General features: G+C 72.4%; 7 protein-coding genes. All 7 read right to left on the bottom strand.

All coding sequences use genetic code 11. From position 1 onward, the window contains the following. Positions 1–3,837, bottom strand: a 3,837-nt coding sequence (locus BLT23_RS38765) for a non-ribosomal peptide synthetase (RefSeq protein WP_143036201.1), incomplete at its 3' end; no start/stop codon positions are given. A 24-nt stretch (positions 3,838–3,861) separates the two neighbouring features. After that, positions 3,862–9,204, bottom strand: coding sequence for a non-ribosomal peptide synthetase (locus BLT23_RS38760; protein WP_218134015.1), 5,343 nt, complete (start codon positions 9,202–9,204; stop codon positions 3,862–3,864). Positions 9,205–9,221: 17 nt separating this feature from the next. Continuing rightward, on the bottom strand, positions 9,222–11,042 hold the full coding sequence (locus BLT23_RS38755; RefSeq protein ID WP_090060241.1) for an ABC transporter ATP-binding protein/permease: 1,821 nt from the start codon (positions 11,040–11,042) through the stop codon (positions 9,222–9,224). Continuing rightward, entirely contained in the window at positions 11,042–13,333 is a 2,292-nt protein-coding gene (locus tag BLT23_RS38750) for a M20/M25/M40 family metallo-hydrolase (protein ID WP_090060239.1), read from the bottom strand. Before BLT23_RS38750 ends, BLT23_RS38755 begins: the two co-directional genes overlap by 1 nt. Next, positions 13,333–15,252 carry a cobalamin-dependent protein gene (locus BLT23_RS38745; protein WP_090060236.1) on the bottom strand — a complete coding sequence of 640 codons (1,920 nt, stop codon included), beginning with the start codon at positions 15,250–15,252 and terminating at the stop codon, positions 13,333–13,335. The genes BLT23_RS38750 and BLT23_RS38745 overlap by 1 nt, the downstream gene beginning before the upstream one ends. Continuing rightward, positions 15,249–15,452 (bottom strand): MbtH family protein, encoded by a 204-nt coding sequence (locus BLT23_RS38740; RefSeq protein ID WP_090060233.1) that lies wholly within the window; start codon positions 15,450–15,452, stop codon positions 15,249–15,251. Before BLT23_RS38740 ends, BLT23_RS38745 begins: the two co-directional genes overlap by 4 nt. Next, complete coding sequence (gene sbnB, locus BLT23_RS38735) at positions 15,449–16,459, bottom strand: 2,3-diaminopropionate biosynthesis protein SbnB (RefSeq protein ID WP_090060231.1); 1,011 nt, start codon at positions 16,457–16,459, stop codon at positions 15,449–15,451. The genes BLT23_RS38740 and sbnB overlap by 4 nt, the downstream gene beginning before the upstream one ends. Positions 16,460–16,497 lie beyond the last annotated feature (38 nt).

Here is a 16,497-nt window from a genome sequence, read left to right as displayed (position 1 = left end):
GCTCGCGCGGGTGCGGCCCGCGACGGGCGTGCCCACCACGAGGTCCTGCTGGCCGGTGTGGCGGTGCAGGAACGCGTAGAACGCCGCGAGCGCGGTGATGAACGGCGTGGCGCCGGCCTCGCGGGAGAACGCGTCGAGCCGGTCGGAGAGCTCGGCGCCCCAGGTGCGCAGCAGCTCGCCGCCGGGCCGGGGGCCGGTCCCTCGCGGCCGGTCGGAGGGCAGGTCGAGCACCGGCAGCGGTCCGCGCAGCCGCTCGGCCCAGTAGCCGAGCTGGTCGTCGAGGTCGCCGCGGTCCAACCGCCGGTGCTGGCGGCGCGCGTGGTCGCCATAGGTGGACGTGAGCTCCGGCAGGTCCGGCGTCTCGTGTGCCAACGCGGCCCGGTACAGCTCGGCGAGGTCGCGCAGCAGCACACCGACCGACCAGCCGTCGGAGATGATGTGGTGCATCGTCACCAGCAGGACGTGGTCCCGGCCGGTGCGCAGCAGCTCGAGCCGCACCAGCGGTGCCTCGGCGAGGTCGAACGGCGTGGCGGCCTGGGCCAGCGCGCGCTGCTCGACCTCCTCCGGGGCGACGTCGACGACGGGCAGGTCGAGGGCGTCGTGGCCGGTGACGACGACGTGGGCGGTGCCGTCCGCCGCCGTCGGGAACGCCGTGCGCAGTGCCTCGTGCCGCCGGACGAGGCCGTTGGCCGCGGCGCGCAACGCCTCGACGTCCAGCTCGCCGCGCAGGACGAAGGCGGCGGGCACGTTGTAGAGCGGGCTGCCGGGCTCCAGCCGGTCGAGGAACCACAACCGGCGCTGGGCGAACGACAGCCGGTCGGCCGGTCCGTCCGCTTCGGCCTCGGCGGTGTCGGCGGACTCCCGGTCCACGACGGCCGCGAGCCGCGCCGGCGTGGTCGCCTCGAACAGCGCGCGCATCGGCAGCGTGACGCCGCACCGGTCGCGCAACCTCGCCACGACCCGGCTGGCGGCGAGCGAATGCCCGCCCAGCGCGAAGAAGTCGTCGTCGCGGCCGACCACCTCGACGTCGAGCACCTCGCACCAGATCTCGGCGACCGCGGTCTCGGTGCCCGCACGGGGAGGGACGTGCGGACGGTGCTCGGCCGCCGGTACCGGCAGGGCAGCGCGGTCGACCTTCCCGTTGGGTGTCAACGGGATCTCGTCCACGGCCACGAGCAACGGCACCATGTGGGCGGGCAGCGCGGTGGTGAGCGCCGCGGTCAGCTCCCGCAGGTCCGCACCGGTCACCACATACCCCACGAGCACCTTGCCCGCGGCGTGCTCCCGCGCCACGACCACGGCACCGCGGACGTCGGGCAGCGCGCGCAATGCGGCCTCGACCTCGGCGGGCTCGACTCGGTGGCCGCGGATCTTGACCTGCTCGTCGGCCCGGCCCAGGTACTCGAGCCGCCCGTCGGGCAGGTACCGCACGAGGTCGCCGGTGCGGTAGGTCCGCGCGCCCGTGCCGGGGTCGGTCACGAACGACCGCGCCGTCAGCTCCGGCTGCCCGAGGTAGCCCTGGGCGACCCCGGCGCCGCTGATGCACAGCTCACCGGGCACGCCCACGGGCACCGGCTGGAGCCGGTCGTCCAGCACCCGCAGCGTGGTCCCGTTGATCGGGACGCCGATCGGCATGGTGGGCCGGTCGGCGATGCCGGCCACGTCGCTGTCGACGCAGCACCCGACGGTCGCCTCGGTGGGCCCGTACTCGTTGACCACCCTGGCGTGCGGCGCGATCGCGAGGAACCGGCGCACCAGTGCCGCGGACAGCGCCTCACCGCCGACGACGAAACAGGCGCGCGACTGCGCGAGCGTGCCTTCGGGCAGCAGGTCGCACAGCGCGTCGAGGTGTGCGGGCGTGAGCTTCACGAGCGTCGCCGCGCCGGTGCCGAGCAGCGCGGCGAGCCCGTCGAGCGGGGCGTCCTCGCCGACGACCTGCACCGCGCCGCCGGTGGTGAGCGGTACCCAGAGGCTCGTGACCGTAAGGTCGAAGCCGACGGTCGTGTGCAGCGGTGCGACCGGAGGGCCGTCCACGGCGTACTCGGCGGCGGCGAACCGGAGGTAGTTGGCCAGGTTGGCGTGGGTGACGGCCACGCCCTTGGGCCGGCCGGTCGATCCCGAGGTGTAGAGCACGTAGGCCAGGTCGTCGCCCCGGACGGGAACGAGCTCGCCGGTGCCGGTCGCGTTCGCCACCTCGTCCGGTCCCAGCACGAGCGCGGGCCGGGCGTCCTCCACGATCGCCGCACGTCGCGCCGGCGGCAGGCTCGGGTCGAGCGGCAGGTACGCGCACCCGGCGCGCCACACCGCGAGCAGCGCCGCCACCAGGTCCGCGGACCGGGGCAGTGACACACCGACCAGCCCGCCGCGGGGGAGCACGGCGCTGATCCGTTCCGCCTCGGCCGCGAGCGCGCGGTAGGTGAGTACGCGGGGTCCGTCGACCACCGCCACGTCGTCTGGACGTGCCGCCGCGTGCTCGGCGAACAGCGCGTAGGCGAGCGCGCCCGGCACGGCGTCGGGGCCCGTCGACCACGAGTCGAGCAGGGCGCGCTCGGGCCCGGTCACCGCGTGGATCTCGCCCAGGGTCTTCGCGGTGTCCGCCGCGCACACCGCGAGGACGCGGTCCAGCAGGGTCCGCGCGGTCGACCGGTCGAACAGCTCGGTGCTGTACTCGAGCCCCAGTTCCAGCACGTTCCCGGTCTCCCGGACGAACAGCGTCAGCTCGTACTTCGCTGTGGCCTGCGGGACCTCGAACCGCGACGCGGTGAGACCAGGGGAGAGGGTGAAGGTGTCCGGGGCGTTGTCCATGGCGATCATCGCCTGCACCAGCGGGCCGCCCAGGGCCCTCGCCAGCTCGCCGTGCGGGACGTCGCCGTGGGCCAGCGCCGTGGTGGTGCGGTCGCGGACCTGGGTCAGTAGGTCGGCGAACGTGCGGTCGCGGTCCCACTCGGTACGCACCACGAGCGTGTTCGCGAAGAACCCGAGCACGTCCTGCGTGCCGGGGTGCTCGCGGTAGGCGCTGGGCACGCCGAGCCGGACCTCGCGGCGGCCGGAGCTGTGCGCGAGCACCGAGGCGAACGCCGCGTGCACCGCCATGAACAGCGTGGCGCCGTGCCTCGCCGCGGCCGTCCGCAGCCCGGCCGGGTCGAGCACCGCGTCCACCCGGTCCGCCGCGAACGTCGGGTCGGCGGGCCGCGGGCGATCGGTCGGCAGGCTCAGCACCGCGTCGTCACCGGCCAACTCGCGCCGCCAGTGGTCCAGCTGCTTCTCGCCGGTCCCGCTCGCGAGCAGGTCCCGGTGCCACAGCGCGAAGTCCGCGTACTGCAGGGCGACGGCCGGCAACGGGTCGCCGAGGCCGTAGCGCTGCGCGGTGTAGAGCGCGGCCAATTCGCGCACCATGATCCCGGACGACCAGCCGTCGGTGACGATGTGGTGCATCAGCAGCGAGAGCACGTGGTCGTCGTCGCCGAGCCGGTACAGCCGGGGGAGCACCAGCGGCCCCGCCGCCAGGTCGAACGGGCGGGCCGCCTGCTCCGCGCAGGCATCCCGGCAGGACGAGGGGGCGTCGCGGAGGTCGACGACCTCCAGGTCTGCCAGCGCATGCGGGTGCACGACCTGGCAGACCTCGTCGTCCTCGGTCGTGAACGTCGTCCGCAGGATCTCGTGCCGCGTCACGAGCGCGTCGAACGCCCGCGCGAGCGCGTCGGCGTCCACCGGCCCGCTCAACCGCACCGCCGCCGGCACGTGGTAGGCCGTCGACGCCGGGTCGAGCTGGGCGAGCAGCCACAACCCGACCTGAGCCGGCGACGCGGGCATGACGTAGACCTGGTCCTGGGTCACTCGTTCGATCCGATCCGTGGCGGGTCAGCGGGGCGCGGGGCGTGCGTACGCCGCGCGCGAGACGGCGGCCGGTCCGGCCGGGGCACTGGGTGCTGCCGGCGCCCCGGCCTGGTCGATGCAGTGCGCCACCGCGCGGGCGGTGGGGTCGGTGAACAGTTCGTTGAGGGGGAGCTCGACGCCGTAGGTGTCGCGGATGCGGGTGAGCAGCTTGATCGCGACGAGGGAGTGGCCGCCGATCTCGAAGAAGTTGTCGTCCGGCCGCACCTCCGGCCGCCCCAGCAGTTCCGCGAACAGCGCGCAGATCTCCGTCGTCGTGTCACCGGCGGCGACCGGCGCCTGGGCCTGGTCGATGCAGTGCGCCACCGCGCGGGCGGTGGGGTCGGTGAACAGTTCGTTGAGGGGGAGCTCGACGCCGTAGGTGTCGCGGATGCGGGTGAGCAGCTTGATCGCGACGAGGGAGTGGCCGCCGATCTCGAAGAAGTTGTCGTCCGGCCGCACCTCCGGCCGCCCCAGCAGTTCCGCGAACAACGCGCAGATCTCCGCCGACGTGTTCCCGGAGGCAGGCGCCGCGACCTCCTCGTACGGACGTGGCAGCGCCGCCCGGTCCAGCTTGCGGTTCGGGTTCTTCGGAAGCTCCGGCAACCGCAGCAGCGCCGCGGGCACCATGTACTCCGGTAGCCGTGCCGCGAGGTGCGCCGACAGCTCCGCGGGTTCCGGGGCGCCCGCGTAGTAGGCGGCCAGGCGCTTCTCGCCGACGGAGTCGTCGACCACGACCACGGCCTCCACGACACCGGGGTGCTCGACCAGCGCCGCCTCGACGTCGCCCAGTTCGATGCGGAACCCGCGGATCTTCACCTGGAAGTCGAGCCGGCCCAGGAAGTCCACCGAACCGTCCGGCAGCCAGCGCGCCTTGTCGCCGGTCGCGTACAAGCGGCTGCCCGGCACTCCGCTGAACGGGTCGGGCCGGAACCTGTCCGCGGTGAGGCCGGCGCGGTTGAGGTAGCCGTGGCCGAGGCCGTCACCGCCGATGTGCAGCTCGCCCGGTACACCGATCGGCACCGGCCGCATGAGCGGGTCGAGGATGTGCACCTGCGTGTTGGAGATCGGCCCGCCGATCGGCAGCCGGGCCACGTCCTGGCCCACCTCGGGCAGGGCCTGGACGGTTGCGAACGTGGCGGACTCGGTCGGGCCGTAGCCGTTGGACAGCAGCGGGCCGCCCAGCTCCGACACCGCCCGCGCGATCTTGGGGTCCATCGTGTCGCCGCCGACCAGCAGCTGCTTCGCCGCGGCGAACGTGCCGGCGTCGTAGGCCGCGACCTGGGTGAACAGCGGGGTCGCGAACACCACCGTGTGGATGCCGCCCGACCGCAGCGCCTCGGCGAGCGCGGGTGGCGACAGCACGGTGTCCTTGTCGAACCCGACGAGGTGGCCGCCGTTGAGCAGCGCGCCCCACACCTCCAGCGTCGCCGCGTCGAACGCCGCGTTGGAGATCTGTGCGACCCGGTCTCCAGGCTCGATGGTCATGTAGTTCGTGTCCCGCACGAGCCGCACGACGTTGCGGTGCGCGATGCAGATGCCCTTGGGCGTACCGGACGAGCCGGACGTGTACATCACGTACAGCAGGCTGTCGGCGACCGGACCGTTCCAGTCGGCGGCCTGCTCGGCGGCGGCCGGGGTGAGGAAGTCCCGCACCTCGACGACCGGCAGGTCGGTGTCCACGACGGCCGCTCCGGTCGCGAGCAGCAGTGCGGGCGCCGACTCGGTGACGATCTGGCGCAGCCGGTGCGGCGGGTGGGCCGGGTCGAGCGGCACGTAGGCGCCACCCGCCTTGGCGACGGCGAGCATCGCGACGACCACCGCCGGGTCGCGGTCGACGCACAACCCGACCGGCGTCCCGGCGCCGACACCGAGGTCGCGCAACCGGCATGCCAGCGCTGTGGAGACTTGGTCCAGCTCGCGGTAGCTGTAGGACAGCGCGCCGTAGGTGAGCGCCGGCGCGTCCGGGCGGGCTGCCACCTGCTCGGCGAACAGGTCCACCACGGACTTCGTGCGCGGGTAATCGGTCGCGGTGGCGTTCCACTGCGCGATCATCCGCAGTTCCCGCTCGCTGACCGGCGTGAGCTCGCCGAGCGGGCGTGCCGCGTCGCGGGCCATCTCGGCGGCCAGCAGCGCGTAGTTGTCGGCGAACCGGGCGATGGTGGCGCGGTCGAACAGGTCGGTGCTGTAGTTCAGCACCACCTCGACTTCGTCGGTGTCCTCGGCGACCACCATCGTCAGGTCGACCTCGGCGGTGTGGCGGGTCAGTGCGACGGACTCGCCGCGTAGCTCACCGAGCCGCACCGGCACGCCGGGACGACCGCTGGTGAGCACCCCCAGAGTTGAGTCGGGCAGGTGCGAGCGGGCCTGGCTGAACATCACCTGGAAGCCCGGCGCGCGGGACGCCCCTCGTGCGAGCGCGAGCTCCTCCACCAGCAGCGGGAACGGCATGTCCTGGTGCGCCAGGGCGGCGCCGACGGCCCGACCGGTGGAGCGCACGTGCTCGGCCACCGACCGCGTGCCGTCGATGCGGGCGCGCACCGGCACCGGGTTCACGAGGTAGCCGACGACCCGGTGCAAGTCGGGATCGGTGCGGCCCGCGACGGGAACGCCCACGAGGAAGTCGTGCTCCCCGGTGTAGCGGTGCACGAGCGACTGGAAGACGCTGAGCAGCACCACGAACAGCGTGGTGTCGTACTCGGCGGCCAGCCCGCGCAACGCGGTGGTCAGCTCGCGGTCCAGGCGCGCGGTGATCGAGTGGCCCCGGTGCCCGCGGGTGGCGGGTCGCGGCCGGTCGGCAGGCAGCTCCAGGACGGGTTCGACGCCCTCGAGCGCGGACCGCCAGTGCGCGCGCAGCTCGGCACCTCGCGGGGACGCGAGCAGTTCGCGTTGCCTGCGGGCCACCTCGACCGGACCTGCGGCAGGGGTGGGCGGCAGCGAGGCACCGGAGTAGAGCTGGCCGAGCTCCTCGGCGAGCACCGCGATGGACCACATGTCCACGGCGATGTGGTGCACGACGAACACGAGCACGTCCCCACCTGGGCGACGGAACAGCACCGTGCGCAGCACGCGGCCCTCCGCGAGTGCGAACTCCTCGGTCGTCTCCCTCTCCAGCCGCGCGGCGAACGCCTCCTCGTCCAGCGCCGCGGCGTCCTCGACGGTGAACGCGACCTCCTGATGCGCCAGCACCTCCTGCAGCGGTTGGTCGCCGGCGCGCACGGCGGTGCGCAGCGCCGGGTGCCGGTCGATCAGCGCCTGGAACGCGCGGCGCAGCGCCTCGGCGTCCACATCGGACTCGAACCGGATTGCCGAGTAGACGTGCTGGGTCGCCGTGCCGGGGTTGAGCTGTTCGAGCAACCACAACGCCCTCTGGTTGGCGGTCATCGGCTGCGGACCGGCCACGGCGTCCGGGCCCGGACGCGTTCGCCCTGCGGGGATGTCGAGCGGCAGCGAGTCGACCGTGGCGCCGTCGAGCAACGCCCGCAGCTCGACCCGCACGCCGAGAGCGTCGCTGATCGCGGCGGACAGCTCGGTGGCGCTCAGCGAGTCGAGCCCCTGGGCGACCAGCGGTACCGCCGGGTCGACCGCGTGCCCGAGCCGGGCCGCCGCGAGCCGCAGCACGACCTCCCGCGCCGTCGGGTCCCGCTCCTCCTCGCTGACCGCGGCCAGGTCTCCCGCACCGGCGGCGTCCCAGCGGTGCACCGGCTGCAGGGAGCCGTCGGCGAACAGCTCCCGCGTGCGCGCCCGCCGCACCTTGCCACTGCTGGTCGTGGGGATCTTGCCGGGCCGGATGAACAGGACCGTCGCCGGCGTGACCCCGTGCTCGCGGGCCATCGCCGTGCACACGGCCGCGACGACCTCCGCGTTCTCCTCCGCCCGGTGCGCCGTCGCGGACTCCAGCACGAGGCACACCTCCTCGCGCTCGCCCAGACCGAACGCGGCGGCACCCCGGCGCAGCGCAGGGTGGGCGTCGAGGGCGCAGCGCTCGAGGTCCTGCGGGTAGTGGTTGCGGCCGCGCACCACGATCAGGTCCTTCGCGCGGCCGGTGACGTGCAGCTCGCCGTCGAAGAGGAACCCGAGGTCACCGGTGCGCAGCCAGGCGCGGTCGTCGTCGGGCAGCGCGGCGCCGAAGACGTCGTCGTCCGTGCGGCCCCAGTAGCCGGACGCGACGTTCTCGCCCGTCACCCAGATCTCGCCCACGGTGCCGTCCTGGCACGGGGTGGCGGTCTGGGCGTCGACCACCACCGTCGTGACGCCGTCGACCGCCGGGCCGCACGACACGATCCGCCGTCCTGCCTCGTCCGGCACGACCTGGTCACCGGGGGCGAGTGAGGAGCCCGCGAAGGCGGTGACCGGCGCGGCGCGGTGGCCGGAGACCATCAGCGTCGCCTCGGCCAGCCCGTAGCACGGCAGGAACGCCTCGCGGCGGAACCCGTAGGGCGCCATCCGCTCGGCGAACCTGTCGAGCGTCGCCGCGCGCACCGGTTCCGCGCCGTTGAACGCGATCTCCCAGCTCGACAGGTCGAGGCCCGCCAGATCGGCGTCGGTGAGGCGGTCGGCGCACAGGTCGTAGGCGAAGTTCGGGCCACCGCTGACGGTCGCACGCTGCTCGGAGATCAGCCGCAGCCACCGCAGCGGGTTGCTGATGAACGACACCGGCGCGAACAGCGTGGCCGTGGCCCCCGCGTGGATCGGCTGCAGGATGCCGCCGATGAGACCCATGTCGTGGTAGGGCGGCAGCCAGCTGACCGCGCGCGTGTCCTCGTTCGCGCCGAACCGCTCGCCGATCTGCAGCGAGTTCGCGAGCAGGTTGCGGTGGCTCACGACGACACCGCGCGGGGTCGCTGTCGAGCCGGACGTGTACTGCAGGAACGCCACGGTGTCCGGCGTGATCCCAGGCCGCCGCCACTCGCCGGGCGCGGGTAGGTCCCCGTCGACCGACAGCACCGGAACGTTCACGCCGGACACCTCGCCGCGGGCGATGACGACCGCGGGTGTCGCGTCGGCCACCAGCGCGCGGTGCCGTGCCCCGTGCCGCCCGGTGCCCGACGGGTACAGCGGAACGGCGATCACGCCCGCGTAGAGGCACCCGAGGAACGCGACCACGTAGTCGAGGCCGTGCGGCAGCTGCAGCAGCACCCGGTCGCCGGGCGCGCACCGCTGTGCGAGCAGCGCGGCGACCGACCGCGCCCTGTCGTGCAGCTGCGGGTAGGTCAGCGCGGACTGTCCCGCCCCGTCGTCGAACCTCAGTGCCACCCGCGACGATGCGGCGGCGCGTTCGGTGAGCACGTCGACGAACGTCGGCGCGGTGCGGACGGAGGTGAGCAGCATGGGCCGAGTTCCTTGTGTCATGCGATACGCCAACGGATCCAGCGGGACGTCGCGGCCAGTCCGAGCACCGTCATCCCCAGCAGCACCGCGACGTCGACGAGGAACATCCCGCCGAGGTCGCCGCTGAGGGCGTGCCGGAGCGCTTCCGCGGCATAGGTGGGCGGCAACAGGTAGCCGATGAGCCGCAACGGCAACGGCAGCGACTCCGGCGGGATGAGCACCGGTGCCGCCAGGAGCAGGACGAAGATCAGCAGGTTCGTGATCACGACGATCACGTCCATGCTCTCCACGACCGTGCCGATCGCGAGACCCACCGCCGACAGCGCGAGGCACGTCAGCGGCAGCACGACCAGCAACATGGGGGACACGACGAAGTCCGCGTCGTACATCAGCCGGGCGGCGATGATCGGCGTGACCAGGCCGGGCAGGATCAGCAGCAGCCGGGAGAACACCAGCGCCGAGAGGAACGCCGTGCGGCTGATCGGCAGCGACACGTAGTACTGCAGCATCCCGCTCGTGCGCACCACGCCGACGCGTTGCGCCAGCGTCGCGATCCCCTCGGTCGCCACGGAGAACACCGCCGCGCCGCTCACGATGTAGAGCAGGCTGTTCTGGTCGGTGAGACCGCCGCCGATCCTGGTCAGGCCGAACACCATGGCCACCGGCATCAGGAAGCCGAACAGCAAGCTCCACCACCAGGTCGACCTGACCTCCAGCATCTGCTCCAGCCACAGGTACTTGAAGCTGGTCAGTCCGCGGGCGAGGCGGTCGCGCAGGGGCGGGCGGGCCGGTGGGGGCACCGTGGTGACCGGGGCGAGGACCGCGACACCGGCGGGAGCCGTCGCTGCCGCGGAAGGAGCTGCCGAGCTCACGGGCGACGGTGCCGAGGTCGCCGGCTCGTCGTCCAGGTTCAGGTACACGTCCTCCAGCGACGGCCGCGACAGCCGGAAGTCCTCGATCTCCATCGTCGCCATGCCCTCGGTGACGACGGTGACCAGCTCGGGCATCCGCGCGGGCGCGCAGTGCACGAGGTAACGGCCGTCCCTGGTGCCGGGAACGACGGTGCCGGTCGCGCCGAGCAGCGCGAGTTCGGCGGCACCGAGCTCGCCGCCGTCGCGGATCTGCAGCTCCATCCGCACGGTGTCGCCGAGGCGGTGTTTCAGCTCGCCGGGGGAGCCGAGCGTGACGATCCGGCCCTGCCGCATGACGGCGACCCGGTCGACGACGGACTCGGCCTCCAGCACGTTGTGGGTGACCAGCACGACCGTCGCGCCCTCGGCGGCGCTGCGGCGGGCCAACACGTCCCACACCAGGCGGCGGTTGTGCGGGTCGAGCTCGTTGGTCGGCTCGTCGAGCACGAGAAGCTTCGGGCGGCCCATGAGCGCCATGCCGAAGTTGACCAGCCGCATCATGCCACCGGAGAGCTGGTTGACGTACCGGCCGGACACCGGGCCGAGGCCGAGCTCGTCGAGCAGCTCGTCGGTCTGGCGCCGCGCGTCGGTCTCACCCTGGCCGCGCAGGCGGCCGGTGTAGTGCAGCGCGCGGCGCACCTCGAGCTCGCGCATCGCCAGCTCGGTTTGCGGCAGGAAGCCGGTGATGCGCTTGACGCCGTCCGGGTCGGCCATCACGTCGACGCCCTCGACGGTGATCGAACCCGACGTCGGCCGGACGAGTCCGAGCAGCTGGGAGACGAGGGTGGTCTTCCCGGCGCCGTTCGCGCCGAGCACGCCGAACACCTCGCCCCTGCCCACGCTGAACGTGAGGTCGTCGTTGGCGAGGACCAGCTGGTTCGTGCGGTAGGTGCGGGTCAGGTTCCGCACCGTGATCGCGTCGGTCATCAGATCTCCACCACGTGCCGGGCCACGGCGGTGTCGGCCGGGGTGAAACCGAACGGCATCGGCGCGGTGTCCTCCGGGCGCGGCCCCGCGAGTGCGGCGACCTCGTCCGGCAGGCCGATCGTCTGGTCGGACGCGTCCACCGGCAGCGGACCGGGGGTGACCGCGCAGCTCAGCTCGAACGTGTCGGAGTCGCCGGTGTACTGGAACACGACGCCTCCGGTGTAGTCGGCGTCCTTGGAGAGCGTCGCGGCGTCCATCCGCGTGCCGGCGAACGTGCACTCCCGCAGCCGGTTCTGCGGAAGGCGGACGACGATTCGCCACGCGTCGCGGCGCGAGGACACGGAGAACCGGACCGTCCGCGGGCCGCCGCCGCCGTCGTCGGCGAGGACCTTCACCTCGGGCGGCAGCAGGTCGATCCGGGGCGCATCCGCGGCGAGGAACGAGTCGGGGCCCTCCTGCGGGAAGTACGTGGTCGCCCGCGTCCGCCGCGGCGAGGCGCCGAGCACGGCCGACGTCCACGCATCCGTCTCGTCCGCGCGGGTCAGCCACGTCGACGAGTTCTCGGTCAGGTCGTGCACGTAGAGCAACGCGTTGGTGCGCGGCTCGGTCCGTTCGAAGCCCGAGCGGGCCAGGCCGGTGCCGACCAGCGCGAGCGCCACGACGGCGGGCAGGACCACGGCGGCACGGCGGAGCGGCGTGAGCAGCGGCAGCAGGAGCAGGCCGCCGAGGGCGGCGAGAGCGAGGGCCACCGCGGCCAGCTGGAGCCCGAGCGCCACCAGCACGGCACCGACCAGCGGCGCGAACAGCACCACGGTCACGGCCGCGGGCAGCCCGAGCAGCACCGCGCCCGCGTGGCCGCGCCGCAGGCACAGCCCGAGCACCACGAGGCCGGCGAGGACGGGCCACTGCAACAGGTAGCTCGCGCCCGGCACGGTGACCGCCGTCGCGGCGACCACCACCGTGCCCACCAGGAGCACCCCGGCGAGCACCTCGGCCTGCTCGCGGTGCCGCACAACACCGGCGGCCGCGAACACGACCGCCGCGGCGGCGAGGAGGAACCCGGCCACGAACCAGCCGCGTTCGTACGGCTCCTCCAGCGGCAGCGCCGACAGTCCCGGCCGCACGGCCAGCACGAGCTGCCACAGCCCGACGCCCACCGCCGCCGTGACGGCGACAGCGCCGACCGAGACGGCGGCCACCGCGAGAACGCCGGTGACGTGCAGGGCTCGGCGGCGCACGCCCAGCACGACGAGCGCGCCGAGGCCCAGAACCGTCGCAACCGCGAGGAGCAGCGCGACCCAGCTCGGGTAGTGCACCAGCACGCGGGCGAACAGGTCGAAGTAGACGGCGTTGTCCGCGGCAGCGAGGGTGCGCAGGTCGGTGGAGCCGAGGCGGTCGACCAGTCCGAGCATCGTCTCGCCGTGGTGCTGCAGGCTGTCCTGGTCGAGGTTCGCGATGTCGTCGTGCGGCGAGTGGTAGTCGTGGAAGCCGTCGAGGAACGCCGCGTTCAGGCCGCGCGCGCCCGCGTCCTTGAAGACCGTGAAGTCCGTGCCGTTGGGCATCCGCTGGTAGATCTCGTAGGCCAGCGAGTTGCCCGCCGGGCGTGTGCCGGTGTCGGCGTAGGCGTCGATCAGCTCGGCGTTGCCGACGCTGGTCTCGAACATCAGCACCGGGCCCGAACTGCCGCGAGCCTCCCAGTTCAGCACCGCGCCGAGCCCGTCGACCCCGCGGGAACGCACGAACCGCTCCGCTCCCAGGCCGCCGATCTCCTCCGCGTCGGTGAACAGGAACGCGACATCGTTCGGCGTGCCGCCGCGGGCCTTGAGCGCCCTGATGGTCTCCAGCAGCCCGGCCACGGCGGCGCCGTTGTCCGCCGCACCCGGGCCTGTCGGCACCGAGTCGTAGTGGGCGACGAGCAGCAGCGTCTTGCCGCCGCTGCGCTGCGGGTCGGTGCCGGGCAGCCGCGCCAGGACGTTGTGCACGTGCGCGGCGGGGAACGGGTTGCCCCACCCGGCCCGCACCACGTCACCGCTGTCGACCTCGACCTGCGCGCCCAGCGACCGCGCCGTGTCGGCGACGTAGGAGCGCACGCGTGCGTTGTCCGGCGTCCCCGTCGGGTGCGGACGTTGCGCGATCTGCTCCAGGTGCGCCACCGCGCGCTGAGCGGAGAACTCCCGCGCCGGGACGTCGCCGGAGCGGGCGGCCGGCGGCGCGAAGGCCACCACCGCCAGCGCCCCGAGCAACGCGATCGCGGCGAGGACGCCCAGCACCGGGCGCCGGTCGAGCTGCATCAGACTCCTGTCGAACGCCAGATCGGCGCGATGTTCTCGATCTTCTCGATCATGCCGTGGCAGTAGTTCGCGTTGTGGTCGATGCTCTGCCCGGCCATGTACGGGTACTGCAACCGCTTGTAGTCGACGACGAACCGCGGCCCCCGCGGCACCAGCGGGTCCAGCCGCACCGACCGGCGCAGCTCCTCGTGCCAGGACGGGTCGAGCTCGACCGTGCGGGACCTGCCGGACCCCGCGGTGACCACAACCGTCTCGAAGGGACGGTCGAACTCCTCCAGCGGTGTGGAGGAGTAGATGTAGGGCCGGTTGAGCAGGTCGATCTCGAACAGCGCCCGCGCGGTCGGGTCCGACCACCACGGTTGCGCCGCGACGAAGTCGCGCAGGTGCCGGGTGAACAGCGCCCGGTGTTCGTGCAGCACCATGTGCACGAACAGGCCGTAGTTGCCGACGTCGTAGAACAGCGCGTCCCGGATCGAACGCTCCACGTAGGACACGATGGCGTCGTCCTGCGGCAGGCCGCGCCAGTACTCGACCATCCCCGAGAACAGCTCGGGGAACGTCGTGATCCCCTTGCCGGTCAGGTACTTCGCCGTTGCGCGCAGGCTGCGCGTGTTGTGCACCGCGTGCACGGCGTAGAAGTACCGCATGCCCTCGGCGAACTCGTCGGGGGTCACCTGCTCGGTGCCGATCACGATCTGCGCCTCGGCGACCTCACCACCGGCCGGCCGCGTGACCAGCCTGAGCTTGTCGCGGTTGTGGTAGATCGGCGTGTTGTTCAGCAGCAGGTGCGAGTACGAGATGATCGTGTGCGCGTCGCGCTCGCACAGCGTGCCGATGCCCTGCTGGAACGTCTCCAGCGTCTCGCCGGGCAGCGGCCAGATCAGCTCGATGAACGAGCTCAGCCCGCGGTCGCGCAGGTCGTCCTGCACCGAGCCGAACGCGTCGAGCTTGATGTTGTCCCTGGCGATGATCTTCAGGCTGGTCGGTTCCAGCGTCTGCATGGACACCGGCTGGGACGCGACGAGCCCGGCCTCCTGGAAGATGCCGGTGATCTTGGTGACCGCGTGCGGCTTGTTCTTGGCCGAGGAGAAGTACACGACGTTCGGCAGCCGGTACTCGCGGGTGAGCGAGGCGATGTGCTCGGAGAACTCGACGTCGCGGGCGAGCATGCCCCAGTTCGCGTCGGCGATGTAGAGGAACAGCGTGCCGTTGCGCGCCATCCAGGTCAGCTCGTCGCGCACCCGCTGCTCGTCGAACCGGTAGACGCGGTCGTTGGTCGCCGCGCCCCAGAAGCAGAAGCCGCAGTGGTATGGGCAGCCGCGGTTGGTCTCGATGATGCTGATGCTGTACTCGTCGGAGATCAGCCCGGACAGGAACGGCGACGGGATCGTCTCCAGGTCCTTGATGCGCGCGCGTTCCGGTGTCGTGACGAGCTGCCCGTCGCGGTACATCGTCAGCCCGGCCACGGTGGTGAGGTCCGGTTCCGGCTTGGTCAGCTCGTGCAGGTACTCGGTGAAGGTCGCCTCGCCCTCGCCGTTGCACACGACCATCCGCTCGTCGGACGGGTCGAGGTAGCGCAGGCCGTGGTGCATCACCTGCGGTCCGCCCAGGACGATGTGCACGTCCGGGCGCGCCTGGCGCAGCAGCACCAGCAGCTTGCGGACCAGGCCGATGTTCCACACGTACGTCGAGAACGCGAACACGTCGGAGTCCTTGGCCAGCAAGGTCTTCGCGACCGTCTCGAGCGGTGTCTTGATGCTGGTCGTGTACTTGTCGAAGCGGAACTGCCCGCTCACCACCGGGTCCGTCGACGCGTACGCCTCGAGGTAGCCCGACACGAGCGGGGTGATCCGCTCGAACACCGACAGCTCGACGGTGGTGACGACCTTCCTGGTGTCCAGGAGCACACCGGCGGTCATCGTGCCTCCCCGGCGGCGAGCCGCTCGCGCACCGAGCGCGGCGTGAGATCCGTCCACACCTGCTCGACGTGCGCCAGGCACGCCTCCCTGGTGCCGGTGAAGCCGACCTCGGTCCAGCCGGCCGGCAGGGGCCGGTCGGTGAACCAGATCGAGTGCTGGTCCTCGTGGTTCACGACCACCGTGTACCGGATCTCGCTCATGGCCGCCTCACCGCACTGCCGAAGAAGTCGTCGACGACCGTGCCGCCGTCGCGCGCGGTCACCTGCTCGTACACCCACTTGCCGATCGCCAGGTCGAGCACGCCGAGCCCGAACGGCGAGTAGATCGCGGCCCGCGCCGGGTCGCGCCGCACCGTGCCGTTCAGCACGTCCGCGATCGTGCCCGCGACGAACGCGCGGTCACCGGTGCGCTGTTCGGTGAGGTGCAACGAGGTGCGCTCGCGGACCGCGTGGTCCACGTCGTCGGTGATGTTCTGTCCCGCGAGGACGACCTCGGGTGACAGGTCACGGAGCGACAGGTGCAGCACCGTCGGCGCGTGGGCGAACAGCTCCGCGTCGCCGATGTGCGGCTCGCCCGCGACGGTCGCCAGCACGACGAGGTCGCAGCCCTCAATCGCCTCGGCGACCGTGTCCACCGTGACCACGTCGGCCGCACCGTCCTCGACGAGTCCCTCGCCGAACCGGTCCGCGCTGGCGCGCACGGTGTCGAAGAGCCGGAAGCCGTCGACGCGCCACTTGAGGTCCCGCAGGAAGCGCCACACGTGGCCCGCGATCAGGCCCGTCCCGATGAAGCCGACCCTGCGCGCGGCACGGTCACCCGCCAGGGCCTCGGCGCCTAGCACGGCGGAGGCCGCGGTGCGCGTCGCGGAAATGATCGACGATTCCATGCACGCGAACGGATAACCGATCTCGGTGTCGTTCAGAATCAGTATCGCCGACGCGCGCGGGATGCCGTCGGCGATGTTGTCCGGGAAGCTCGCGATCCATTTCATGCCCGCTACGCCGAACTCGCCGCCGAGATAGGCAGGCAGCGAGATGATCCGCGAGTTCGGCTTGTGCGGAAAACGCAGGAAGCTGCTGTGCGGGTTGGAGCTGTCCCCGGCGGAGTGCGTGAGGTAGGCGCGGCGGACGAGATCGACGCACTCCTCGGCACTGTCGATCACGCATGAGTGCACGTCGTCGCCCGTGATCACCCGCACGGTGGGCACACGGAACTCATTCGGAAAGCTGGACAAGTTTTCCCTCC

The sequence above is a fragment of the Lentzea fradiae genome (assembly GCF_900100955.1).
GTDB classification, from domain to species: Bacteria; Actinomycetota; Actinomycetes; order Mycobacteriales; family Pseudonocardiaceae; genus Lentzea; species Lentzea fradiae.
Note: the sequence above shows the minus strand (reverse complement) of the source record. Positions and strands in the feature narration are given on the sequence as shown.